This window comes from Streptomyces sp. NBC_01335 (assembly GCF_035953295.1).
Classification (GTDB): domain Bacteria; phylum Actinomycetota; class Actinomycetes; order Streptomycetales; family Streptomycetaceae; genus Streptomyces.
Genome location: NZ_CP108370.1, coordinates 3872994 through 3896960, shown reverse-complemented (window position 1 = coordinate 3896960; position 23967 = coordinate 3872994). Strand labels below are relative to the sequence as shown.

20 protein-coding genes are annotated in these 23967 nt (G+C 71.6%); 7 read left to right on the top strand and 13 right to left on the bottom strand.

The features are described 5' to 3' along the window. The first annotated feature begins 442 nt into the window (after nt 1–442). The 5 genes from OG599_RS16695 to OG599_RS16675 all read left to right on the top strand — a co-directional run bounded on the left by OG599_RS16695 (nt 443) and on the right by OG599_RS16675 (nt 5113). Nucleotides 443–1510: an ABC transporter ATP-binding protein gene (locus tag OG599_RS16695; protein ID WP_327180064.1), complete on the top strand. Its 1068-nt coding sequence runs from the start codon at nt 443–445 to the stop codon at nt 1508–1510. Continuing rightward, a complete protein-coding gene (locus tag OG599_RS16690; protein ID WP_327176764.1) occupies nt 1500–2414 on the top strand; it encodes an ABC transporter permease in 915 nt (304 codons plus the stop codon). Before OG599_RS16695 ends, OG599_RS16690 begins: the two co-directional genes overlap by 11 nt. Then, nucleotides 2411–3322: an ABC transporter ATP-binding protein gene (locus OG599_RS16685; protein ID WP_327176763.1), complete on the top strand. Its 912-nt coding sequence runs from the start codon at nt 2411–2413 to the stop codon at nt 3320–3322. Before OG599_RS16690 ends, OG599_RS16685 begins: the two co-directional genes overlap by 4 nt. Nucleotides 3323–3352: 30 nt before the next feature. Continuing rightward, a complete protein-coding gene (locus OG599_RS16680) occupies nt 3353–4072 on the top strand; it encodes an ABC transporter permease (RefSeq protein ID WP_327176762.1) in 720 nt (239 codons plus the stop codon). A 354-nt stretch (nt 4073–4426) separates the two neighbouring features. Continuing rightward, complete coding sequence (locus tag OG599_RS16675; protein WP_327176761.1) at nt 4427–5113, top strand: hypothetical protein; 687 nt, start codon at nt 4427–4429, stop codon at nt 5111–5113. Nucleotides 5114–5273: 160 nt separating this feature from the next. On the opposite strand, the gene OG599_RS16670 is transcribed toward OG599_RS16675, so the two are convergent. The 9 genes from OG599_RS16670 to OG599_RS16630 all read right to left on the bottom strand — a co-directional run bounded on the left by OG599_RS16670 (nt 5274) and on the right by OG599_RS16630 (nt 15844). Beyond that, a complete protein-coding gene (locus OG599_RS16670; protein WP_327176760.1) occupies nt 5274–6086 on the bottom strand; it encodes an HAD family hydrolase in 813 nt (270 codons plus the stop codon). Then, entirely contained in the window at nt 6083–7360 is a 1278-nt protein-coding gene (serS, locus tag OG599_RS16665; protein ID WP_327176759.1) for a serine--tRNA ligase, read from the bottom strand. Before serS ends, OG599_RS16670 begins: the two co-directional genes overlap by 4 nt. 760 nt (nt 7361–8120) lie before the next feature. After that, nucleotides 8121–9056, bottom strand: coding sequence for a prephenate dehydratase (gene pheA, locus OG599_RS16660; RefSeq protein WP_327176758.1), 936 nt, complete (start codon nt 9054–9056; stop codon nt 8121–8123). Nucleotides 9057–9400: 344 nt separating this feature from the next. Then, a complete protein-coding gene (gene efeB / locus OG599_RS16655; RefSeq protein WP_327180063.1) occupies nt 9401–10729 on the bottom strand; it encodes an iron uptake transporter deferrochelatase/peroxidase subunit in 1329 nt (442 codons plus the stop codon). A 26-nt stretch (nt 10730–10755) separates the two neighbouring features. Then, the gene (locus OG599_RS16650; RefSeq protein WP_327176757.1) at nt 10756–12828 is read right to left on the bottom strand and encodes a copper resistance CopC/CopD family protein; all 2073 of its coding nucleotides are present in this window, start codon (nt 12826–12828) and stop codon (nt 10756–10758) included. Between the two features lie 14 nt (nt 12829–12842). Then, nucleotides 12843–13289 (bottom strand): copper chaperone PCu(A)C, encoded by a 447-nt coding sequence (locus tag OG599_RS16645; RefSeq protein WP_327176756.1) that lies wholly within the window; start codon nt 13287–13289, stop codon nt 12843–12845. Continuing rightward, entirely contained in the window at nt 13286–13942 is a 657-nt protein-coding gene (locus OG599_RS16640; protein ID WP_327176755.1) for an SCO family protein, read from the bottom strand. The genes OG599_RS16645 and OG599_RS16640 overlap by 4 nt, the downstream gene beginning before the upstream one ends. Before the next feature lie 129 nt (nt 13943–14071). Continuing rightward, nucleotides 14072–14824: a YcnI family copper-binding membrane protein gene (locus OG599_RS16635; protein WP_327176754.1), complete on the bottom strand. Its 753-nt coding sequence runs from the start codon at nt 14822–14824 to the stop codon at nt 14072–14074. 180 nt (nt 14825–15004) lie between these two features. After that, the gene (locus OG599_RS16630) at nt 15005–15844 is read right to left on the bottom strand and encodes a hypothetical protein (RefSeq protein ID WP_327176753.1); all 840 of its coding nucleotides are present in this window, start codon (nt 15842–15844) and stop codon (nt 15005–15007) included. Between the two features lie 304 nt (nt 15845–16148). Between OG599_RS16630 and OG599_RS16625 the strand changes: the two genes are divergently transcribed. Then, on the top strand, nt 16149–16706 hold the full coding sequence (locus tag OG599_RS16625; RefSeq protein WP_327176752.1) for an ATP-binding protein: 558 nt from the start codon (nt 16149–16151) through the stop codon (nt 16704–16706). Between the two features lie 37 nt (nt 16707–16743). Here the strand turns inward: OG599_RS16625 and OG599_RS16620 are convergent, their stop codons facing one another. Both OG599_RS16620 and OG599_RS16615 read right to left on the bottom strand, forming a co-directional pair. Then, complete coding sequence (locus tag OG599_RS16620; protein ID WP_327176751.1) at nt 16744–18231, bottom strand: aminopeptidase P family protein; 1488 nt, start codon at nt 18229–18231, stop codon at nt 16744–16746. Between the two features lie 176 nt (nt 18232–18407). After that, nucleotides 18408–19892, bottom strand: a complete 1485-nt coding sequence (locus OG599_RS16615) for a PP2C family protein-serine/threonine phosphatase (RefSeq protein WP_327176750.1) — start codon at nt 19890–19892, stop codon at nt 18408–18410. Nucleotides 19893–20570: 678 nt separating this feature from the next. Here OG599_RS16615 and OG599_RS16610 point away from each other — a divergent pair. Continuing rightward, nucleotides 20571–21236 carry a bifunctional DNA primase/polymerase gene (locus OG599_RS16610; RefSeq protein WP_327176749.1) on the top strand — a complete coding sequence of 222 codons (666 nt, stop codon included), beginning with the start codon at nt 20571–20573 and terminating at the stop codon, nt 21234–21236. An 858-nt stretch (nt 21237–22094) separates the two neighbouring features. Here the strand turns inward: OG599_RS16610 and OG599_RS16605 are convergent. Then, a complete protein-coding gene (locus OG599_RS16605) occupies nt 22095–23063 on the bottom strand; it encodes a DUF5926 family protein (RefSeq protein WP_327176748.1) in 969 nt (322 codons plus the stop codon). Nucleotides 23064–23306: 243 nt separating this feature from the next. After that, nucleotides 23307–23936 carry an ATP-binding protein gene (locus OG599_RS16600; protein WP_327176747.1) on the bottom strand — a complete coding sequence of 210 codons (630 nt, stop codon included), beginning with the start codon at nt 23934–23936 and terminating at the stop codon, nt 23307–23309. Between the last annotated feature and the right edge of the window lie 31 nt (nt 23937–23967).

Sequence of the window (23967 nt, the reverse complement as noted above, 5' to 3'; positions counted from 1 at the left end):
CGAACCCGGCGTCCGGGACAGCGCACTTGGCGAGCTGTACGCGCCAGTAACGTGACACTGAAGAATGTGACCAGGTCCGCCGAGGGGTCAAGAGGGGTGCCCGGCCTGTGGACAACCGCCTGTGGAGATCCGGTACGCAGAGAGGATCGTCGGACCGCCGCGCTGCTCGTCCGAGCCCCTGGTCGCCGCGCTGCTCGCTGAGCCCCACGACCGGCCGCCGCTCGCCGAGCCCCGCCCGCCGAGCCCCGCCCGCCGATCCCCGCCCGTCGACCACTGCCCGTCGACCCGGGTCACTCCTCCGCCCGACTCCCCTACGGGTCCCTACAACTCAAGTTTGACGTGTATGCGACCGTCAGGGCTGACGACCGGAGGTGCCCGCGCCACTACCGTCGTCGAGGTGACTGTGATCGCGCTGAACGCCTTGAGCAAGCGGTACCCCCGGGTGACCGCTCTTGACCGGCTCTCCTTGGACATCGGACCGGGCGTGACCGGCCTGGTGGGTGCCAACGGGGCCGGCAAGTCCACCCTGATCAAGATCCTGCTGGGACTCTCGCCCGCCACCGAGGGCTCTGCCTCGGTGCTCGGGCTGGACGTCGCCACGCACGGTGCCGCGATCCGGGAGCGGGTCGGGTACATGCCGGAGCACGACTGCCTGCCGCCGGACGTCTCGGCGACCGAGTTCGTCGTCCACATGGCGCGGATGTCCGGACTGCCGCCGACCGCGGCCCGGGAGCGCACCGCCGACACCCTGCGCCACGTCGGCCTCTACGAGGAGCGCTACCGCCCCATCGGGGGCTACTCGACCGGTATGAAGCAGCGCGTGAAGCTGGCCCAGGCGCTGGTCCACGACCCGCGGCTGGTGCTGCTCGACGAGCCGACGAACGGCCTCGACCCGGTGGGCCGCGACGAGATGCTCGGGCTCATCCGCCGGGTGCACACCGACTTCGGGATCTCCGTGCTCGTCACCTCGCACCTCCTGGGAGAGCTGGAACGCACCTGCGACCACGTCGTCGTCATCGACGGCGGCACGCTGCTCCGGTCCAGCTCCACCAGCGAGTTCACCCAGACCACCACGACCCTCGCGGTCGAGGTCACCGACAGCGACACCCACCCGGACGGCACCGACGCGCTGCGCCGGAAACTCCTCGGGGCCGGTGTGAAGCTGATCGGGAACGACGGCGTCGACACCGGCGGCCTGCCGGGAGCCGGTCACATCCTGCTCGTCGAGGCGACCGGCGAGGAGACGTACGACCTGGTGCGCGACAGCGTGGCCGGTCTCGGGCTCGGGCTCGTCCGCATGGAGCAGCGCCGCCACCACATCGCCGAGGTCTTCCGCGCGGGCGAGAACACTCACCCGGACCCGGTCCCGGCGGTCGCCGCGGCAGCGTCCGGCCCGGCCCCCGGAGCCGTACCGCAGGCCCAGTCCCGGATCCCGGCGCCCGGGTCCGTCCATCAGGTTCCGGCCCCCGGGGCCGTACAGCAGAAGGGGAGCGGTCCCGATGAGCACTGAGATCAGGGCCGGAGGCGCGCTGCCCGGCGACGCCTCCCGCATCCACGACATCGGCTACCGCTCCTACGACGGGCCGAGGCTGGGGCGCGCGTACGCCCGCCGCTCGCTCTACGTGCAGTCGCTCAAGGGCGCGTTCGGGCTCGGGCGGTCGGCCAAGTCCAAGGTGCTGCCGATGCTGCTGCTCGCGGTGATGTGCCTGGTCGCGGCGATCATCGTGGCCGTGTCGATGGCCGCGCCCGGTGCCACGAAGCTGGTCGTGAAGTACACCTCGTACGCGATCTTCCTGCAGGCCGTCATCGGTCTGTTCGTGGCCGCCCAGGCCCCGCAGAGCGTCTCGCGGGACCTGCGGTTCCGGACGGTGCCGCTGTACTTCTCGCGGCCGATCGCGCACGCCGACTACGTCCTGGCGAAGCTGGCGGCGATGGCGTCCGCGGTCTTCGTGATCACCGGGACGCCGCTGCTCATCCTCTACGTGGGCTCGCTGCTCGCGAAATTCGACTTCGGCGACCAGACCGGCTGGTTCGCCCAAGGACTGGTGTCGGTGGCCCTGCTGTCCGTGCTGTTCGCCGCGCTCGCGCTGGTGGTGGCCGCGGTGACCCCGCGCCGCGGCTTCGGTGTGGCGGCGGTGATCGCCGTGCTGACCATCACGTACGGAGCCGTCTCCACGATCCAGGCCATCGCCTACTCGACCGGGACCGAGGGGGCCGTCGCCTGGTTCGGGCTGTTCTCCCCGATCACGCTGATCGACGGGGTGCAGACCGCGTTCCTCGGCGCCACCTCCGCCTTCCCCGGCGGGGAGGGCCCGGGGGCCGCGCTGGGCGTGGTCTATCTGTTCGTTGTCCTCGCGCTCATCGCCGGCTCGTACGCCGCCCTGCTGCGCCGCTACCGGAGGGTCGGGCTGTGACCACCATCGAGATCGACCACGCCTCCCGCTGGTTCGGGAACGTCGTCGCCGTCAACGACGTGAGCATGACCATCGGCCCGGGGGTCACCGGGCTGCTCGGACCCAACGGCGCGGGCAAGTCCACACTGATCAACTTGATGGCCGGATTCCTCGCCCCCTCCACGGGCACGGTCACGCTCGACGGGCGTCCGATCTGGCGCAACGAGTCGGTCTACCAGGAGATCGGCATCGTCCCCGAGCGGGAGGGCATGTACGACTTCCTGACCGGCCGCGAGTTCGTCGTCGCCAACGCCGAACTGCACGGTCTGGGCGCGGCGCAGGCGGCGCGCGCGCTGGCCACGGTGGAGATGGAGTACGCGCAGGACCGCAAGATCCAGACGTACAGCAAGGGCATGCGCCAGCGCGTGAAGATGGCCTCGGCGCTCGTCCACGACCCCTCGGTTCTGCTGCTGGACGAACCGTTCAACGGCATGGACCCCCGCCAGCGGATGCAGCTGATGGATCTGCTGCGGCGGATGGGCGCGGAGGGGCGCACCGTGCTCTTCTCCTCCCACATCCTCGAAGAGGTCGAGCAGCTCGCCTCGCACATCGAGGTGATCGTGGCCGGCCGGCACGCGGCCTCCGGCGACTTCCGGCGGATCCGCCGACTGATGACGGACCGCCCGCACCGCTATCTCGTGCGCTCCAGCGACGACCGCGCGCTGGCGGCGGCCCTGATCGCCGATCCGTCGACGGCCGGGATCGAGGTCGACCACGGGGAGGGCGCGCTGCTGATCCAGGCGGTCGATTTCGGCCGTTTCACCACGCTGCTGCCGCGGGTGGCGCAGGAGCGGGGCATCCGGCTGCTGGCCGTCTCGCCGTCCGACGAATCCCTCGAATCGGTCTTCTCGTACCTCGTATCGGCCTGAGTAGCGGCCAGAAAGGAGCTGTGAAGCGTCATGTACGACCCCACAGTCGCCCGGCTCACCTACCGGGCCCTGCTCGGCCGGCGCCGGGCCGCCATCCTGTTCGTCCTGCCCGCGCTGCTGATCGCGATCGCCCTGGCGGTACGGGTCCTGGCGGGAGCCGACGACCAGATCGCGTCGGACGTCCTCGGCGGCTTCGCCCTCGCCGTGATGGTCCCGCTGATCGGTGTCATCGCGGGCACGGGGGCCATCGGTCCCGAGATCGACGACGGTTCGATCGTCTACCTGCTGGCGAAGCCGGTGAAGCGCCCCACGATCATCTTCACCAAACTGATCGTCGCCATCGCCGTCACGATGGTCTTCTCCGCGCTGCCCACCCTGATCGCGGGGCTGATCCTCAACGGCAACGGACAGCAGATCGCGGTGGCGTACACCGTCGGGGCGCTGGTCGCCTCGATCGCGTACAGCGCGCTCTTCCTGCTGCTCGGTACGGTCAGCCGGCACGCGGTCGTGCTCGGCCTGGTCTACGCGCTGGTGTGGGAGGCCCTCTTCGGCAGCCAGGTGCCCGGGGCGCGCACGCTGAGCGTGCAGCAGTGGGCGCTCGCCGTCGCCGAGAAGACCGGCGCGGAGGGCGCGATCACCGCCGAGGTCCAACTCCCGCTCGCCACCGTGCTGCTGGTCGTGGTGACCGTCGGCGCCACCTGGTACGCGGGCCAGAAGCTGCGGACGCTCAAGCTGGCCGGCGAGGAGTGAGGCGGCAGGCCGGCCCGTGATGCGGCCCCGCGCGGGACAACCCGACAGCCCTCGTCCGACGGACGGGGGCTGTCGTGTTCTCCGGCCCCGTCGGCATGCTGCCCCGGAGGGCCGCCCCGTGAGCGGCCGGTGCCGCTCGCGTGACCGCGCATGTGCCGGGTCGTTGGGCCGGATGCGTGGAGGCAACTGGAATCCGTGACGACGACGCGTACGTGAAGCAGAGGAATGCCGGCCCCGGTGTGCGAGCACCGGCGGAGGCCGGCCATCGAGCAAGTGACCCGTGAGCGACCTCCGCCCCTGAAGCCCGGGGAGAGGGCCGTCCCTCGGTGTTCCCTGCGTACGGAAGGCATGCTCATGCCCACGGAAGTCGCCCTGCTCGAATCCCGCGCGCTGCGCGTCGAGCAGATGGTGCGCGTCGACATCCTCGACAAGGTGAAGAGCCTTGTCATGCTCCCGGACGGAATTCACGTTCGCACAGAGGATGTGGCTCGCTACTTCGAAGTATCCACAGCCTCGGTGCGAAGGCTCACCGATCGCCATCGAGCCGAGTTCACCGCCCATGGTCTGCGCACACTGCGAGGCTCTGAGCTGGAGTCCTTCCATAGCGACATGATGTCGCTATGGAAGGGGGGTGGAGCGGAAAGTTATCCACAGACTCCCCTTCAACTGCGCCTCTACACCCGCCGCACCGTCCTCAACGTCGCCATGCTTCTTCGCGAAAGCGACATCGCCCGATGTGTGCGTACGTATCTCCTCGACGCGGAAACCGATCTCCGGGAGCGGTACGACTCGCTCGACTTCCGGGTCACCCGCATCGAGAGCTGCCTGGCCGGAGTCGGTTCGGCCCTCCAGGAGCTGGGGCCGGTCCTGCGCCGGATGTCGGAGCGGTTCGACAGCCTGGACCGGAAGCTGGGGGCGACCCATGAGGTCGTTGGCGCGATGCGCGTCCGGCTGGCCGACGTCGCGCACGACGTGCGGCGGGTCGACGCCCGGCTGGGCGACGTGGCCCACCGGCTGAAGGATCTGCGGCCCGAGCCGTAAAGAGCCCGAACCACAAAGGGCCCGAACCGTATGGAGGCCCACCCGTAAAGAGGGGGAGGACACACGACTGCCCGCGGCCTTCGGGGGCCGCGGGCAGTCGGTCGTGCGATCGTGCGTTTGTACGGTGGTGCGTTCGTACGGAGATGAGCGCGTGCGGCGGCTACCGCGTTCCGCCGGCGAGGAGCTCCTCCAGGACCACCGCGATGCCGTCGTCGTCGTTGGAGGCGGTGATCTCGTGCGCCACGGCCTTGAGTTCGTCGTGCGCGTTGGCCATGGCCACGCCGTGCCGTGCCCAGCCGAACATCGGGATGTCGTTGGGCATGTCACCAAAGGCGATGGTGTCCGCCGCCTTCACGCCGAGCCGGCGCGCGGCGAGCGAGAGACCTGTCGCCTTGGTGAGGCCGAGGGGGAGGATCTCCACGACCCCGGGTCCCGCCATCACGATGTTGACGAGGCTGCCCACGGCCGCCCGTGCGGCGGCGGTGAGCTGGTCGTCGTCGAGCTCGGGGTGCTGGAGGTAGACCTTGTTCAGCGGAGCGGCCCACATCTCGTTCGCGTCCTCGACGTGGACCACTGGCAGCGGGCCCTCGTGAACCCGGTAACCGGGGCCGACCAGGACCTCGCCGTCCAGCCCGTCGCGGCTCGCCGCGAGCAGCAGCGGGCCCACCTCCGCCTCGATCTTGGACAGCGCGAGCCCGGCCAGCTGCCGGTCCAGCGTGAGCGAGGTGAGCAGCTTGTGCTCGCCCGCGTGGTAGACCTGCGAGCCCTGGCCACAGACGGCGAGGCCGTCGTACCCCAGGTCGTCCAGTATCTGCCGCGTCCACGGCACCGCCCGGCCGGTGACGACGATGTGCGCGGCACCCGCCTCGGTGGCGGCGGCCAGCGCTTCGCGCGTCCGCACGGAGATCGTGCGGTCGTCGCGGAGCAGCGTGCCGTCGAGATCGGTGGCGACGAGCTTGAAGGGGAAGGTCACTTGGCGACCGGCTCCAGGACCTCGCGCCCGCCGAGGTACGGACGGAGCATCTCGGGCACGCGCACGGAACCGTCCGCGAGCTGGTGGTTCTCCAGGATCGCCACGATCGTGCGCGGTACGGCGCAGAGCGTGCCGTTCAGGGTGGCCAGCGGCTGGACCTTCTTGCCGTCCCGCATGCGCACCGACAGGCGGCGGGCCTGGAAGCTGTCGCAGTTGGAGGCGGAGGTCAGCTCGCGGTACTTGCCCTGGGTGGGGATCCACGCCTCGCAGTCGAACTTCCGCGAGGCCGAGGCCCCGAGGTCACCGGTGGCGACGTCGATCACCTGGAAGGGCAGCTCCAGGCCGGTCAGCCACTGCTTCTCCCACTCCAGCAGCCGGCGGTGCTCGGCCTCGGCGTCGGCGGGGTCGACGTACGAGAACATCTCGACCTTGTCGAACTGGTGGACGCGGAAGATGCCGCGGGTGTCCTTGCCGTACGTACCGGCCTCGCGGCGGAAGCAGGGCGAGAAGCCGGCGTACCGCAGGGGCAGCTTGTCGGCGTCGATGATCTCGTCCATGTGGTACGCGGCGAGGGGGACCTCGGAGGTGCCGACCAGGTAGAAGTCGTCCTTCTCCAGGTGGTAGACGTTCTCGGCGGCCTGGCCGAGGAAGCCGGTGCCCTCCATGGCACGCGGGCGGACCAGCGCGGGGGTGAGCATGGGGATGAAACCGGCCTCGGTCGCCTGCGCGATGGCCGCGTTGACGAGAGCGAGCTCCAGCAGGGCGCCGATGCCCGTCAGGTAGTAGAAGCGCGAACCGGAGACCTTGGCACCGCGCTCCATGTCGATGGCGCCGAGCGCCTCGCCGAGCTCCAGGTGGTCCTTGGGCTCGAAGCCCTCGGCGCCGAAGTCGCGGATGGTGCCGTGCGTCTCCAGGACGACGAAGTCCTCCTCGCCGCCGACCGGCACGTCCTCCTGGACGATGTTGCCGAGCTGCAGCAGCAGGCGCTTGGCCTCCGCGTCCGCCTCGTTCTGCGCGGCGTCGGCGGCACGGACGTCGGCCTTGAGCTGGTCGGCGCGCTTGAGCAGCTCCGTCCGCTCCTCGGGCGTGGCCTTGGGGATCAGCTTGCCGAGCGACTTCTGCTCGGAGCGGAGTTCGTCGAAGCGGACGCCGGACGACCTGCGCAGCTCGTCGGCGGAGAGCAGGGCGTCGACGAGCGCGACGTCCTCTCCACGGGCGCGCTGGGAGGCGCGAACACGGTCGGGGTCCTCACGGAGCAGGCGAAGGTCAATCACCCCACCAGGCTACCGGTGGGACTTCGGCTACTCGAATCGATAGTGACAAGCGTGTCACTATGCCCGAATTGCCGTGAATGGTATCTCTGGTGGGAATCCCGGATTCCGCGAGGGAGGCGGAGCGGGAGGCGAACGGCGGGCGGGAGGCGCGTCCGCCGGTATTCGCCCGGGGGCGAACGCGGGTGCGGCGGAAATCCGCGGAGAGATCCTGGGGCGTGCGCAAGCGAAGGGGGCGAGGAGCGGGAGAGCCCGGGGGCGCGTCAATCGAGGTGGGCCCATTGCCCTGAATCGGGCAGAAAGCCGCTCCATCCTTGACGTATGACCCTGCCCTGTCAGGGAGTTGAGGAAGGGCTCCACTCGGGGTTGTCCACAGGTCGGGCCAGTTTGGATTAGTTATCCACAGGCTGTGTGGAAAAACTGTGGATGCGCGAGGCCGGCCATCGAGGAGGGGGCCTGGTGGGCCTTGGGCTCATGGATTCATCGTTCAAACCGCCTTTCTGGCACTCATTCGAGTGGTAATTCGTCATTCTGTGTCGTTGATCAAGGTAATTGGGCTGAACGGGCTAGATGAGGATCATGGGGAGCCCTGGGAGGCTTCACGACCCCATGAGATCACCTGGGGTGATTTGTCGATGATGTCGAACGCTGGTGTCGACTTGTCCCCAGGTTCGACCGGCACCCTGTGGATAACTCTGTGGGTAAACGACCATCGGTGGATGCGCCCGCGCAGATGTGCAGGGCGCGCTCGACGCTCCGCCCGTCAGACGCGCCCGTCCTGGCTGCGGGCCAGCCAGTCCGAGGCGGCGGCGAAGTCCGGGTCCGAGGTGCCCACGCGCAGTGGGGCCACGTCCTTCGGGCCCACTCCGGCCCGGGGGTAGGAGCCGAGGAAACGCAGATTCGGGCAGATGCGCTTCAGGCCCATCAGCGCCTCGCCCACCCGCCGGTCCGAGATGTGTCCCTCCGCGTCCACCGCGAAGCAGTAGTCGCCGATGCCCTTGCCGGTCGGGCGGGACTGGATCAGCATCAGGTTCACCCCGCGCACCGCGAACTCCTGGAGCAGTTCGAGCAGGGCGCCCGGACGGTCCTCGCCCAGCCAGAGCACCACGGAGGTCTTGTCGGCACCGGTCGGCGCGGCGGGCCGGGCCGGGCGGCCGACGAGGACGAAGCGGGTCTGGGCGTTCACCGCGTCGTGGATCTCGGTGGCGAGCGGTACGAGCCCGTAGGTCGCCGCCGCGAACTCCCCGGCGAAGGCGGCGTCGTACCGACCGTCCCGGACCAGCCGGGCACCGTCCGCGTTGGACGCGGCCGACTCCCACACGGCCTGCGGGAGGTGGGCGGCCAGCCAGTTGCGTACCTGCGGCTGCGCGGCCGGGTGCGCGGTGACGGACTTGATGTCCTCCAGCCGGGTCCCGGGCCGCACCAGCAGCGCGAACGAGATGGAGAGCAGCACCTCGCGGTAGATCATCAGCGGCGCGCCCACCGCCAGCTCGTCGAGGGTCGCGGTGATCCCGCCCTCGACCGAGTTCTCGATCGGTACGAGGGCGGCGGCGGCCTCCCCGTTCCGTACCGCGTCCAGCGCCGCCGGTACGGAGACCATGGGGGCGAGTTCGCGGGTGGCGGCTTCCGGGAGCGTACGGAGCGCCACCTCGGTGAAGGTGCCCTCGGGGCCGAGATAGGCGTAACGCGTGGCGGACATACGGTCACTCTAAGGGCTGCCGGGACCGCCTCCGGGAGGGTTCGTCCGGACCTCCCCCCGCCGGTCCGCCCACCTGGCCGGACCCCGCCCCGGACCCCCGCCCGCCCGGCCCGGACTTTACGCCGGACCGCCCCGCCCCGGCCGGGGCGGTCCGGCGTAAAGTCCGGGCCGGGCTAGGCCGTGTCTGACCATTCCCGTCGGGCGGTCGGCGCCCGGCACGGCACCTCGCGGCGTTGTCGGACCGCCCGAGTACATCCCGTACGCGGGCGGTCCTCCGCCTTGCGACGCACCGCACCGGACACCGCCCGCTGATCCGACGCGCATGGTCAGACACGCCCTAGCGGTCAGGACTCCAGCAGCCGCTGCCCCACGTACTCCCCCTTCGCGGCGCCCCCGGGCACCGCGAAGACCCCGCTCGCCTCGTGCCGGATGAACGGCGAGAGCGCGTCCCCCCGGTCGAGCTTGCGCTGCACCGGCACGAAGCCCCGGAACGGGTCCGCCTGCCAGCACACGAAGAGCAGCCCCGCGTCCGGTGTCCCGTCCGGGTCGATGCCGTCGTGGTACGAGAACGGGCGCCGCAGCATCGCCGCCCCGCCGTTCTTCCCGGGCGAGGAGATCCGGGCGTGGGCGTTGGACGGGATCACCGGATTGCCGTCCGCACCGAGCTTGTCCAGGTCCATCGCGGTGGTCTCGTCGCCGCCGCTGAGTGGGGCACCCGTGTCCTTGCGCCGGCCGATGACCCGCTCCTGGTGGCCGGCGGAGAGCTTCTCCCAGTCGTCCAGCAGCATCCGGATGCGGCGGACGACCGCGTACGAGCCGCCCGCGAGCCAGTCCTGCGTCGGGTCGGCAGCGGCGGAGGCGGCGGGCGCGGGCACGAAGATCCGGGTGTCGAAGTCGGCGTCGGCGGGCTTGGGGTTGTTGGTCCCGTCCAGCTGGCCCATCAGGTTGCGGGCCGTCATGGGGCGCGCGGTCGCGCCCGGCGTGCGGTTGAAGCCGTTCATCTGCCAGCGCACCCGTGCGGCCGACCCGGCGGCCCGCTGGACCGCGCGGAGCGCGTGAAAGGCCACGAGCGCGTCGTCGGCGCCGATCTGCACCCAGAGGTCGCCGTTCGACCGCCCGGAGTCGAGGTGGTCGGAGGAGAACGCGGGCAGCGGGTCGAGCCCGGCGGGCCGACGCTCCTCCAGCCCGGTCCGGTCGAAGAAGGTCCGGCCGAAGCCGAAGGTGAGCGTCAGCGAGGACGGCCCGGCGTCCAGCGCGATCCCGGAGTCGCCGCCGGAACCGCCCGGCCCTCCGGCCCCGGCGGCGCGGCCCGCCATCAGCTCCTCGGCCAGCACCGACCAGCGCCGCATCAGTGCGGCCGCCTCGGTGCGTCCGGCGCCCGCCGCGAGGTCGAAGGCGACGAGATGCCCACTGGCCTGAAGCGGAGTGGTGATCCCCGGTTGATGTTTCCCGTGAAACATCGCCTCGGTCGAGCCGATCGAGGCGAGCGCCGCGGGCGCCTCGGGACGCGTCGCGGCGTACCCGGTGGCACCTCCCGCCGCGCCGAGCACCAGACCGGCGGCACCGGCCGCCCCGGCGCTCCCGAGCAGCTTCCGCCGGGATACTCCGCCGGGGGCAGCGCCCGGGTCGGCGCCCTCGGTGGCCGTCCCGGCACGCTCCCGGGGGCTCCGCACGTTCGTGTTCCGCTTGCTCACGCAGGTCAGCCGATCTTCACGTTCTTGGTGACGGTGGTCTCGTCGATGTCCGAGGTGCGGACGGTGACCGCGAGCTTCCACTCGCCCGCCATCGGAATCTGTACGCCGCTCGCGGCCCAGTGGCCCTCGGCGAGCCGGTCGGGGACGACCGGCAGGGGGCCGATGTCCTTCGCTTCCAGCGTCAGCGCGATCCGTACCTCGGGTACGTCCAGCGCCGTGCCCTTGCCGTCCTCTATCCACAGGTGCAGGTCGTTGGCGCCGGTCCGGCCGGGGTCCATGTCCAGCTGGACCGTGCCCTTGCCGTTGAGGCCGCCGGTGTCGAAGGGCAGGCTCACGGTGACCGGCTGGGCGACGGCCGGGGCGGCGACGGTGTTGGTGCGCGCCGCCTCCTCCTCCGTACGGCCCGGTTCGGTCGAGGAGAGGATGGTGGTGACGGCCAGCAGAACGACGGCGATGCCGGTCTCGACGAGGACCGAGCGGCGCAGCCCGGAGCGGCCGGGGTGGGCGTCGCGGGCCTTCCGCACCTTCGTCGCCGTCAGCGCGGCCCGCTGGCGGGCGAGTTGGGCGGCACGCTCGGGGTCGGTGCCGGGGTCCGCGGCGGGGTCGTTGACGGGTTCCGTGACCGGGTCGGTGACGGAACCCGTGGCAGGAGCCGCGACGGTGTCCGTACCGGCGGCCGGTCCGGCGGCCGCGACCGGCACCAGGCCGGCCTCCGCCTCCGCAGGCGCCGCCTGATCCGGCACCTTCTGCTCCACCACCACCGCCTGCTCCACCACCGCCTGCTCCGGTACCGCCACCGGCTCCCCGCCCGTCAGTCGGCCCGTCCAGCGCCGGGAGATCCAGGCGACGCCCACGAGGACCGCGACCAGCCCGACCTTGACCAGCAGCAGCCGGCCGTAGGCGGTCCCGGTCAGCGCCGACCAGGAGCCGACCTGGCGCCAGGACTGGTAGAGCCCCGTCGCGGCGAGCACCACCACGCTGCAGAACGCCGTCCGGGAGAACCGGCGTACCGCGGCGGCGGGCAGCTCCGGAACGCGGTACAGGGCGGTCAGCAGGGCCGCCAGACCGCCCAGCCAGGTCGCGACCGCCAGCAGATGGGCCATGTCGACCGGCATGGCGATGCCCGCCTGGAGACCGACGGAGGCGTGTTCGGCGAGCGACCAGGTGCCCGCGATGCCGGTGGCGACGACCGCACCGCCGAGCGCCAGGCCGAAGGTGAGGTCCTTGTGCTCCTTCTCGTCCTCGCGCCGGGGGTACGTACCGAACAGCACGGCGACGAAGAGCGCGGAGGCGCCCAGCAGGAGCAGCCGGGAGACCAGCGCGGCGCCCGGCTTGGTGTCCAGCGACGCCTGGAGGCCGGAGAGGTCGAAGGCGTCGGAGAGCTTGCCGCTGCCGGTGTACGGGTACCGCAGCACCAGCATCACCAGGGTGGAGGCGGTGAGGGTGAGCCAGCCGGCGAGCACGAGCCGTTGCAGCGGGCGGGCCGATGCGCCGCCCCGCCAGCACCCGAGGACGAACGCGGAGCCGCCCGCGAGCAGGATGAAACCGGCGTACGCGGCGTAGCGCGCGATGCCGTAGAGCGTGCCCACCAGTCCGCCGCCCGCTGCCTGGGCGGGCAGCGCGACGGTGGTGGTGGACGGTGCGCCGATGGAGAAGGTGAAGGCGCCCGAGACCGGGTGGCTGTCGGCGGAGACCGCCTGCCAGGCCACCGTGTAGGTGCCGTCGGGGAGCCCGGTGTGGAGGGTGACGGCGTACCGGGCGGCCTTGCCGTCGCCCACCGCGCGGGGCCCTCCGGTGTCGGCCCGCTTGCCGGACGGGTCGAGCACCCGGATCGCGTCGTCGCTCAGCGAGACGGACTCGGAGAAGGAGAGGGTGACGTCGCGGGGTGCGGCGTCGACCACCGCCCCGTCCTGCGGGTCGCTGCCCGTGAGGGCGGCGTGCGCGGACGCGGGGGACGCGCCGGCCAGCATCAGGCCGAGGAGCAGGCCGATCAGCGTGGCGAGGAGCGCGGACGCGGTGAGTGGCCGGCCTGTCGGGAAAGGCCGGACACGACCTGCGCGCGGGGCGGTGGCTGTCATGGTGGATCAGTCCCTCACTGCTTCGCCGGGTTGTAGGTCGTCTCCTCGACGGGAAGCTCGACCGTGATCGGGCCGGTCTTCTCGAAGTGCAGTTCCACGGAGATTTTCTGCCCCCGCTTCGGCTGCCGCTTGAGTTCGCTGAACATGATGTGGCTGCCGCCGCGTTCGAGGTCCAGCTCGCCGCGCGCGGGTACCTCGAAGGACGAGACCATCCGCATGGTCTGTCCCTCGGTCTCGTGGATCGTGACGTGGTCGGAGATCGGGCTGGTCACGGAGGTCAGCCGGTCGGTGGCCCCGCCCTTGTTCTCCACGACGAGGAACGCCGCCGCGATGTCACTGACGGGCTGCGGCATGAACGCCCCGACGACCTTCAGTTCGGGGGAGCTTCCGGCGGAGCACCCGGCGAGGGTCAGACCCGTGACGAGGGCCAGTCCGCCGGCGAGGGCCGCACGGCCTGTCACGGGTTCGCCCCCTCGATGAGCTTGGGGAGGTCCGCGGTGTAGTCGTCGGCGGTGGTGTCCTCGCTGTAGATGACGTACCCGGCGTCGGTCTTCGGGGAGAACGCCATGACCTGGGCGCCGTGCATGGAGACGACGGTGCCGTCCTTCTCCGTCGTCGCCGGGTCGATGCCGATGCCCATCGACCGGGCGCCCGCCTGGATGGTCTTGAAGTCGCCGGTGAGGCCGATGAAGTCGGGGTCCTGGGCCTTGAGCCAGGCGCCCAGCGAGGCCGGGGTGTCGCGCTCGGGGTCGGTGGTGATGAAGACGACCTTGAGCTCGGCCTGCTCGGCGGCGGGCAGCGCGCGCTTGGCGAGCGCGATGTTGCTCATGGTCAGCGGGCAGACGTCGGGGCAGTTGGTGTAGCCGTAGTAGATGAGCGTCGGCTTGCCCTTGGTCTCCTTGCGGAGGTCGTACGTCTTGCCGTGGGTGTCCGTCAGGACGAGGTCCGGCTTGGTGAACGGCTGGTCGAGGACGGTGCCGGCCTTGGTGGTGGTGGGCGTGGAGACGTCGGCCACCGGCTTGGCGGCGGAGTCGTCGTTCGAGCCGCAGGCGGTCAGGGCCAGAGCCGCCGCCGCGGCGAATGCCACGGCCGACGCCAGTTTCTTGGTGCGCATGAAGGTTGTGTTCCTGGTCTGTGGTGCGGAGGGTGGCCCGGGGCGTTCCGGGGACCGGGCCGGGCGCGTGTGCACCCGGCCCGGCCCGGCACGCCGGACAGGCGGGACTTTCGAAACAGGGCTGGTCGGTCAGACGGTACGACGGCGGGCGAGGACGCCGAACGCGACGCCCGCGATGCCGATGACGATGCCGACCACGCCCAGGACCCGCGCGGTGCTGTCGCTCGCGGAGCCGGAGTCCTCGGCGGCCTCGGTGGTGTGGGCGGCCGCGCCGGTACCGGTGCTCTTGTCGTCGGCGGAAGCGGAGGCGGTGTCGGAGGCGGTGGCGCCGTGGGTGTCCGCCGCGGCGTCGGTCAGGGTCAGGACCGGCGCCGGGTTCTCGGGCTCCTCGCCGCTCGCCGGGGTCTCCTCGATCCAGCGGACGATCTCCTTGTTGCTGTACGTCTGGAGCGCCTTGAAGACGAGCTGGTCGGTGTCGTCGGGGAGCTGGCCGACCGAGAGCGGGAACTGCTGGAAGTACCCGGGCTTGATCGCGCCGGAGGCGTCGGCGGTCCAGGTGACCTTGGAGACGGCCTCGGTCACCTTCTTGCCGTGGACGTCGAGCGGCTTGGCGAGCGTGGCCTTGGTGACGTCGATCTTCCAGCCCGGCACGGCCTGCGGGCTGACCGAGGAGAGCGGGTGGTCCGTGGGGAAGTTGACTTCGAGCTTCACCGTCGAGGCGTTGTCGCGCTCGTTGGGGACCTTGAAGTCGATGGTGGCGTAGCCGCCCTTGGCCGCCTCGCCCTGGGGCTGCACGCTGACGTGCGCGGAGGCGGGACCGGCGAGCAGCAGAACGGTGGTCGCGGCGATGCCGCCCGCGACGGCGATACGGGAAACGTTCATGGCAGTGATCACTCCACGGAGCGCAGAAGGTGGTCCGGCGCGCGGGTGCGCGACGGCATCGCGACACCTCAGTCCCCCGTCCGTCGCACGGCGGGGCCGTCGTACGGCGGGACTGTCGTACGGCGGGACTGTCGTAGGACAGTCGCACGGCAGTCGTACGGCACGAGGAAGGATGTCGCGTCAGGCTGCGAGGGCGTACGCGGCGGGAGGCCCGCGCCTGATCACCAGATGCTGGAGCGGATCGCCGGTGGCCGGGAGCGGGGCGTCCACGGAGGTACGGGCCGGGCGCGGGCCGGCCGTCGGAGCGCCCGGGAGCCCCGCGCTCAGTACCCGTACGAGTGCGAGCGCGGCCCGCAGCGAACGCAGCCGTGCGGCGGCGGCGAGTTCACGGCCGCCGTGCGCGGAGAGCCGCGCCAGCTCGAACAGCGCGATCTCGCCCCTGCGCAGCAGCCAGCCCGTGACGAGCGCGGCGAGCAGGTGGCCGAGGAGCATCGGCAGCCCGGGCAGCAGCCCTGCCGCGCCGCCCGACGCGGTGGAGGCCGCGGCGGCGAGGTGGACGTGGGCGCCGGTCACGGTCGCCGGGTCGACGCCCGCCTCCGTGACGATGCGGTGGGCCTGGGCGGCGCTGATCGAGCCGGGGGTGTCCCCGCAGACCAGCGAGGCGGCGAACCGGATGAGCGGCGAGTCCCCGGGGGCGGGGGCCGCGGAGGCGGGGGCCGTCCCCATGGCGGCGGCCGTCATGGGGTGGGCGAGCCCGAACAGCGTGTGCAGCGCGAGCTGTCCGCCGGCCAGGACCGCCGCGATCGACGGCAGCGAGCGTTCGCGTCCGGCGAGCGGGGTCACCACCGCCAGCACGAGGAGGAACCCGCAGAGCAGCGCCCACCAGGGCACGGCCGAGGCCGAGGCGATGGCATGTCCCGCCGCGGACAGCACGACGCAGACCGCGGCGAACACCGAGGCCCTCAGGAGCCGCAGACCGGCTCCCGCGCGTGTGGCGGACCGTGCGTCAGGCGTAGACATGGCCGGGCCATCATCGCACTGCGCCCCCGCTCGTGGGGCGGCAGGTCCGGAAGGTCATCTTCCATACGGTTCGGGGTGCGTTGCACGGGAAGCGGAACGGTTGCGCGGGATGCAGAACGTGACGGGTGTGACGGTCGTTGTAGCTGGTGACGGCGGTGGCCCGGGCCCGAGGGGCCGGGTATACACCGGCAAGCGGAATATTCGCGTCCGCCGAATGAGGGCCATCACGGCGAAACCGTGCTTACGGGGTGCCCTCCACGGCAATACGTATCGGTATGTCGAGCCGCAGCCAGGAGGCTGGAGCATGAGCATGTGGTGGTCACTCCATTTGCGGCGCGAAGCCGCGAGCGTTCCGCTCGCCCGTCGATTTCTCCTCGGTAGCATGGAGACGGCGGGAGTGGATCCGGACATCTCGTACGACCTGTCGGTGGCGCTCACCGAGGCCTGCGCCAACGCCGTGGAACACGGCGGAGACCCTGCCGCCGACGAGGGCGACCACGGGGGCACCGCCCCTGGCCGTGCCGGTAAGGACCGGCACGTGGGCGCCAGCGGTCAGTACCGCGTCACCGCGTATCTGGACGGCGAGACGTGCCGTATCGAGGTCGCGGACTCCGGACCGGGCTTTCCCACCCGGCGAACCCTTCGCCCCGCAGCACATCCTTCCGATACCCGCGGCGCACCGGCGACGATGCCGGACTGCGCCACCGACCCGTGGGACATGGCCGAGAGCGGCCGTGGCCTCGGACTCATCGAACAGCTCGCCGACCACGTCCACATCGGCAACCGGCCGGGACGCGGGACCGTGGTGAGCTTCGACAAGATTCTGAAATGGCGCGAGGGCGCGCTGCTCATGGTTTCCTGAGCGGCGCGCCCCCGGCGCGGTCTCCGTACGGCGGGCGTCAGCCCTTGAGGCCGGCGATCCAGGTCTCGACCTCGTCGGAGCTGCGCGGCAGCTTGTCGGAGAGGTTCCGGTTGCCGTCCTCGGTGACGAGGATGTCGTCCTCGATCCGGACGCCGATGCCGCGGTACTCCTCCGGCACGGTCAGGTCGTCGGCCTGGAAGTACAGACCCGGCTCCACCGTCAGGCACATGCCCGGCTCCAGCGTGCCGTTGACGTACGTCTCGGTGCGCGCGGCGGCGCAGTCGTGGACGTCCATGCCGAGCATGTGGCCGGTTCCGTGGAGGGTCCAGCGGCGCTGGAGGCCCAGCTCCAGGACCTTCTCGACGGTGAGGTCGCCGAGCAGACCCCAGGCGACGAGGTGCTCGGCGAGCACGCGCTGCGCGGCGTCGTGGAAGTCGCGGAAGTCGGCGCCGGGCTTCACGGCGGCGATGCCCGCCTCCTGCGCCGCGTGGACCGCGTCGTAGATCTTGCGCTGGAGCGGCGAGAAGGTGCCGTTGATCGGCAGGGTCCGCGTCACGTCGGCGGTGTAGAGGTCGTTGGTCTCCACGCCGGCGTCGAGCAGCAGCAGTTCGCCGGCGCGGACGGCGCCGTCGTTGCGGACCCAGTGCAGGGTGGTGGCGTGCGGGCCGGCGGCGCAGATGGAGCCGTAGCCGATGTCGTTGCCCTCGACGCGGGCGCGCAGGAAGAACGTGCCCTCGATGTAGCGCTCGCTCGTCGCCTCGGCCTTGTCGAGCACCTTCACGACGTCCTCGAAGCCGCGCGCGGTGATGTCGCACGCCTTCTGGAGCTCGGCGATCTCGAAGGCGTCCTTCACCAGGCGCGCCTCGGAGAGGTACACCCGCAGTTCCTCGTCGCGCTCGGCGGTGACCTTGTCGGTCAGGGCCGCCTCGATGCCGGCGTCGTAGCCCCGGACGGCGCGGACCGGGCCGGTGGCCTCCTTCAGCGCGGCGGCGAGCTCGCGGACGTCCTTCGCGGGGATGCCCAGCACCTGCTCGGCCTCGGTGAGGGAGTGGCGGCGGCCGACCCACAGCTCGCCCTGGCCGTCGAGCCAGAACTCGCCGTTCTCGCGGTCGGAGCGCGGCAGCAGGTAGACGGTCGCGTCGTGGCCGCTCCCGTCGGTCTTCGGCTCCAGGACGAGGACGCCGTCCTGGGTCTGGTCGCCGGTGAGGTAGGCGTACTCGGAGGCGGCGCGGAACGCGTACTCCGTGTCGTTGGCGCGGGTCTTCAGGTTGCCCGCGGGGACGACGAGGCGCTCGCCCGGGAAGCGCGCGGAGAGCGCGGCGCGGCGGTCGGCGGTGTGGGCGGCCTGCGGCAGCGGCGCGAGGCCGTGCAGCTCAGTGTCGGCCCAGCCCGACTTCATGCTGTCGGCGAGCTCGTCGGAGACGGCCGGGTACAGGCCGTTCTTCCGGGTCTTGATCGGCTCGGTCTCTTCGGCCGCTTCGGTCGCTTCGATTTCCGGGGTCTCCGGGGTGCGCTCGTCGGACACGATTCGTCTCTCCTTGCTACGACACTGGGCCCCACCATCGTACGGGCGTACGGAAGGGGGCCCAGGGCCGAAGGGCCTCTTACCCGAGGGGCGCGCGCCGAGCCTGGACAACGCGGCTGATCTGCGCGGATGCCAGAAGTGGAATCAGTGCTTCCGGTGGAAGCCGTGCCCGGCGGTCAGTCGAAGCGCACCGCGAGGAGGACCACGTCGTCCGTGCGGTCCGCGGGGGTCTGCCCGGGCAGCAGGGTGCGCAGTACGTGGTCGGCGACGGCCTCCGGGTCGTGGCGGGCGGTCCGGGGCACCCCGGCGGCGGCGGCGTGCAGCCGCGAGAACGCCCGGTCCGTCGAGTCGCCGGTGCGGCGCAGCAGCCCGTCGGTGTAGAGGAGAACGGTTTCCCCCGATTCAGGGGTGAACTCCACGCTCGGCGCCTCCCAGCAGGCGAGCATGCCGAGGGGGGCGGAGACGGTGGTCTCGACGAACGCGGTGCGCCGGTCGCCGACCACGAGCGGTGGGGCGTGTCCGGCCCCGGCCAGCACGATCCGGCGCAGCGCCGGTTCGCAGTAGGCGAAGAGCGCGGTCGCGGTGCGGGCGGGCTCGGTGAGCCGGAGCAGCAGTTCCAGGTCCGAGAGGACGGCGACGGGGTCCTCGCCCTCCATCACGGCGTACGCGCGCAGCCCCGAGCGGAGCCGTCCCATCGTGGCCATCGCGCCGGGGCCGGAGCCGCCCGCGGAGCCCACCGAGAGGCCGAGCGCGCCGTCCGGGAGCGGCAGGGCGTCGTACCAGTCGCCACCGCCGTCCGGTGCGGGGCGGTGGCGGGCGGCCAGCCGCACACCGGGGATGCGCGGGAGCCGGCTCGGCAGGAGTTCCTCGGCGACGACCGCCAGATCGGACCGGGCGCGTTCGAGTTCGAGGAGACGGGCCAGGTGTTCGGCGGCGTACCGCCCGTAGAGACCGACCAGGTGCTGCTGCCGTTCCAGGGGTTCGGCCGGTTCGTCGTAGAACCAGACGGCCGCGCCGAGCAGGACGCCGGACCGGGTGGCGAGGGGGAGGGCGTAGCTGGCGGCGTAGCCGAGCCGTTCGGCGACCTCGCGGTGCCGGGGGTCGAGGTCCGCCTCGGCGAGGAGGTCCGGGTTGCTCACCGGGGCGGTGGTGGCGGGCGGTCCGTCGATGATCCTGCCGTGCGGGGTGGCGGCGCGCGGGACGGTCTCGACGGCGCCGAGGTCGGCGTGGCCGAGGCCCAGGCCGATGGTGGTGCGCGGGCCGCGGCCGTCGGCGGGTTCGAGGACCAGGAGGCCGCGGCGCGCTCCGACGAGGGCGGCTCCGGCGCTCAGCAGCTCCGGGAGCGCGCTGTCGAGCGTGTGCGTCGCGGTGAGGCGCTCGGTGAGCTCGTGGAGGGTGGTGAGATCCGAGACCCATCCGGCCAGCCGGTCCTGGAGGAAGGCGCCCGGCGCGGGCGGCACGGTGGTCAGCGGCTCCGGAGTGTGCGTTGAAACCGAAACTGTTGGATTGATTCCAGCCACTTTTGGCAGGTGTCGGGCGCTCATGGCCTCCGGCTTTCCGACCGGCGAGTTCCGTCGAATAGCATCGCAAACCCCCCTGTCATTCTGCGCCACTATCAAGGCATCCACATGTACACGTACAAGTAAGGCGATGTCCAGCATTGTCCTTGCGAGGCTCCTGGTGTCCACGCGATACTTAAGTTGGCCGAAAAGTGGGGCAGGCGACAGGTATTTGCGGTCGACTGGACGAGCTCGACGGGCAGTGTCCTGCGGGGTGTTGTGCGGGGTGGAGCGTCATTCCGGTCGTGCGGGGTACGTAGTCGTTGAAGCGCGATGCAGTTGGGGCCGCCCCGGAACCCGGCGGCGGGAGCGGACGTCCTTGTCCGTGACGCCCGGCCCACGGGACAGACCTCAGGAGCAGCGGAACCTCGCTCGGGGCGGCACGTGCGAGGTATGAGTTCCGCGTCCCGCCGCGGCTGGGCCGCACGACGCGGCCCGGCTCTCGACAGTTCGACTCCGCAAGGCCGTTCGGCTCAGGCTCGGTCCGGTTCGACCCGTCTTCGCTCCATCGCGCTCGGCCCGGCTCCGTCCGGTGCTCCACGCGTCCGTGAGGCGGCCCGATGGGAACGCACGCGCAGTCACGCACGCACGGTCGTCCTCGCACGGTGATGCACGCAGCACGGTGATGTACGCAGCAGTGATGTACGCAGTGATCCATGCAGTGATTCACGCAGTGTTCTACGCAGTGATGTACGCACAGTCAGAGTCGCCGACGCGAGGCAGTGCGATGCGCGGGCGGTGACGTGGACCTCGGCGTTCAACGGAAAGGAACGAGCGCTCATGCGCGAGATCCCCGGAAGGCGACGCGGGAACCTGTTCCGGCGCGGGGACGGCACCGCCCGGCTCGACGCGGCGCTGACCTGCGCCACCGGCTGGCAGTGGCCCGTACTCCCCGGTGTGGGGCTGGCCGCGGCCCGGAGCGGCTGCGCCTGCCCCGACCCCGAGTGCGTGGTACCCGGCGCACACCCCTTCGATCCCGGACTGCTCGCGGCCACCACGGACGCCCGGATGGTGCGCTGGTGGTGGACCGGGCGCCCCGCCGCACCGGTGCTGCTGGCCACCGGCGGCCGTGCGCCGTGCGCCGTGAGCCTGCCGGCGGAGAGCGGCGCGCAGGCCCTCGCGGTGCTGGACGCGCGGGGCATGCGGCTCGGGCCGGTGATCGCGACACCGACCCGGTGGGCGCTGCTGGTCCGTCCGTACACCCTGGAGCGCCTGGGCGAGCTGCTGCACGCCCAGGAGTGGGTGCCCAGTTCGCTGCGCTTCCACGGGGAGGGCGGCTACCTGGTGGTGCCGCCCGCGGGGAAGGGCGACGGCCCGGTGCGCTGGGAGCGGGCCCCGTCGACGAAGCGCGCCGCGCCCTGGCTGCCGGACGTCGGCACGGCCCTGGACGCGCTCGTGGAGGCGAGTACGGGTGCGCCGGGCGGCGGGAGCAGGCTGGCCTACTGAGGGCGTCCGGGGTGGGTGCGCGTCGTTCGTGCGGAGCGCGAATCCCGGGCGATCCGGCTATTTCGCGATTTTCCCGATGGGGGAGTTCTGGCCGCCACCCCCTGCGCAGAGCATCACGCAGAGCTTCGCGCAGGTGCATTCCCGCAGGGCTTCGGAAATGAGGGATTCACGGGCGGGAAGGGAGGGGTGAGGCGCATGCGAATCAATGACCGGATTTCGAACCTGACCGCCTTTCTGGAATGCCTTCCTCCAGCGTTCCTGAATGCCTGTCGAATAAGCAATGCGGCGTCGGACTTCCGTCCGTATCCGGCCCTTTGTGGTTGTCGGGGAGGCCCGGGCGCCCCGCGGGTCCACAGGGGGTGCACAGCGGGAGCACAACTGTCGTGCGCGGTGGGCGGAGTGAGCCGCCGTCCGCTGCGGGGCGGGGCTCGCGTGGCCGCGGGAATGCGGGGTGCGACGGGATACGGGCACGGGGTGCGGGCGGTAAGAGCCCGGACGGCGGGGCGGGTTGAGGTGCGGTCACCGTAGGAGCGCGGTGCCGGTACGTGCCGGGCGGTCGCGTCGTACGGGAGTCGGGGCGGTCGCCGTACAGGGGGCCGGGCGGCAGGTGCGCGGGGCTCGGGGCCGTCGTGCGCGCGGGGCGGCGGGCCGCTCACGGCTTCGCCGCGGGCCGGGCCTTACCCGGAATTGAGGCGCCCGATCGCTGGCGACGGGGGATGCACCAGCGACCGGGCTTTCAGAACCGTAACAAGAGATCTGCCGTTCGCAAATTCGATCTCGCCTATGAGGGCGGGGATTTACTCGTCGGCACGTCCTGTTGTGACGCGAGTCACCGGTCGGACCCGCGGTTCGTCACTGTCAGCTGAGCGTCACTTGGCGGTTGGTGAGCCCGCCCCGCGCCCGGCGCTCCTCGGCGGTCAGCGGGGCGTCGGAGGCCAGCGCCCCGGAGAGCCGCTCGGCGAACTCGGCCGCCGGCTTCTCGCACTCCTCGGCGGTCATGGCGCTCGGCAGGTCCCACACCGGGACGACGAGACCGTGCGCACGGAACGAGCCGACCAGCCGCGTCCCCTCGCCGAGCGAGGAGGTGCCGGCGGCGTGCAGCCGGGCGAGCGCGTCGAGGAGTTTCTCCTCGGCGTGCGGCATGACCCAGCGCAGGTGGTTCTTCTCCGGGGTCTCGCACCAGTACGCGGCGTCGACGGAGGAGAGCAGCGAGGTCGGGATCGCGGCCTCGTTGGCGCGCTCCAGGGAAGCGGTCACCTCGGCCGTCGCGTTCTCCGCGTCCGGCACCCAGAACTCGAAGCCCGAGTGGACGACGGGCTCGAACGGCGCGTCGGCGGCGAGCAGGTCCTGCAGGCGCGGACCGTCCGCGGCGACCCGGCGGGCGGCGATCGGCGTGCCGGGCGCTGCCTCCAGCGCCTGCTGGAGGGCGTCGGCCAGACCGCGGCTCAGGTCACCGGAGGAGGTGTCGTTCTGCAGGGCGAGCAGGATGGAGCCGTCGTCGCGGCGCAGCGCCGGCCAGGCCATCGGCAGCACCGTCGCGAGCGTGACGGACGGGACGCCCTCGGGCAGTCCGTCCTTCAGCGTCAGCGGGACGGTCGCGGCGGGCACCAGTTCGCGCAGCGCGACCCAGTCGCACTCCCCGGGCAGCCCCTCGAACGGGCGCTGGACCAGCTCGGTCACGGCGTGCGCGGCGGTGCGTCCGTGACACGCCTTGTACCGGCGTCCCGAACCGCAGGGGCAGGGCTCGCGGGCCCCGACGACGGGGATCTCCCCGTCCTTCACCTGCGGCTTCGCGGCCTTGGTCGTCTGAGGGCGCTTCTTGGCCATGGTCGGCATTCTCCCGGTTGCGACGGTGCGGTCTGAGGCGCGAGCCTAGTGCCTTCCGCGCTTCGGACCGGACCGCCGACCGGCGCCTCCCCGCCCCTCGTGGTGCGGGGTTCCGGTACGTGGTTCGGTGCCGGACCCCGTCGTCCGGCTCTGCCACCGGTGCGTGTGCCCGGCCATGCCGTACGGACCTGTCGTCAGGCCCTTGGTGCGGTCAGCCGTGCGGCTTTCAGGTGTGCGGCTCTCTCAGGCCGTCAGCCCGTCGAGGTCCAGTCCCTCGAAACCCTCGAATCCCGGCAGCGCGGGGAACCCCGGGAGGCCGTCGAGCCCCGCCAGTCCGTCGAACCGTTCCTCCGCCGCCACCAGCGCCCAGACCGTGACCTCGCCCGGGGCGTCGTCCCTGACGCCCCACTTCTCGGAGAGGGCACTGATGATGTTCAGCCCGCGTCCGCCCCGGGCCGTCACCGAGGGGGTGGAGGGGATGGGCCGCGTCGGCCCGCCTCCGTCGGTGACCTCCACGGTCAGGCCGCCCCGGCGGTCCACGTGCCACGCGGCGCGGACGTCGCCGTCACCGACGTCCACGTGCTGCCCCAGTGGCCTGCCGTGCCGGCAGGCGTTGCTGAGGAGTTCGGAAAGGATCAGGACCGCGTCGTCGACGACCGTGTCCGAGACCCCGTTGTCCCGCAGTTGCGCGCGCATACGGTGCCGCGCCTGCCTCACGCCCGCAGGGCCGTGAGGAACGGCCATGCTCGACGACGTGGGCACTTCTTGTGCCACCACCAACGTCACCCCCGAGACCTCCTTTGCCCCACGCCACGAAGGGGATGCCCCTCTGAGCTGCGCCGGAAACCGGTCAGAGCCTCTCCGGTGACGCACTCGTAACGGGCGTGCACGTATCGAATGCGCC

Coding starts and splice junctions, on each gene's coding strand:
- OG599_RS16675 (WP_327176761.1), top strand. CDS start 4,427: ATGCCCACGGAAGTCGCCCTGCTCGAATCCCGCGCGCTGCGCGTCGAG.
- OG599_RS16690 (WP_327176764.1), top strand. CDS start 1,500: ATGAGCACTGAGATCAGGGCCGGAGGCGCGCTGCCCGGCGACGCCTCC.
- OG599_RS16650 (WP_327176757.1), bottom strand. CDS start 12,828: ATGACAGCCACCGCCCCGCGCGCAGGTCGTGTCCGGCCTTTCCCGACA.
- pheA (WP_327176758.1), bottom strand. CDS start 9,056: ATGTCCGCCACGCGTTACGCCTATCTCGGCCCCGAGGGCACCTTCACC.
- OG599_RS16680 (WP_327176762.1), top strand. CDS start 3,353: ATGTACGACCCCACAGTCGCCCGGCTCACCTACCGGGCCCTGCTCGGC.
- OG599_RS16640 (WP_327176755.1), bottom strand. CDS start 13,942: ATGCGCACCAAGAAACTGGCGTCGGCCGTGGCATTCGCCGCGGCGGCG.
- OG599_RS16630 (WP_327176753.1), bottom strand. CDS start 15,844: ATGTCTACGCCTGACGCACGGTCCGCCACACGCGCGGGAGCCGGTCTG.
- OG599_RS16605 (WP_327176748.1), bottom strand. CDS start 23,063: ATGGCCAAGAAGCGCCCTCAGACGACCAAGGCCGCGAAGCCGCAGGTG.
- OG599_RS16615 (WP_327176750.1), bottom strand. CDS start 19,892: ATGCTGGACATCGCCTTACTTGTACGTGTACATGTGGATGCCTTGATA.
- OG599_RS16610 (WP_327176749.1), top strand. CDS start 20,571: ATGCGCGAGATCCCCGGAAGGCGACGCGGGAACCTGTTCCGGCGCGGG.
- OG599_RS16625 (WP_327176752.1), top strand. CDS start 16,149: ATGAGCATGTGGTGGTCACTCCATTTGCGGCGCGAAGCCGCGAGCGTT.
- OG599_RS16635 (WP_327176754.1), bottom strand. CDS start 14,824: ATGAACGTTTCCCGTATCGCCGTCGCGGGCGGCATCGCCGCGACCACC.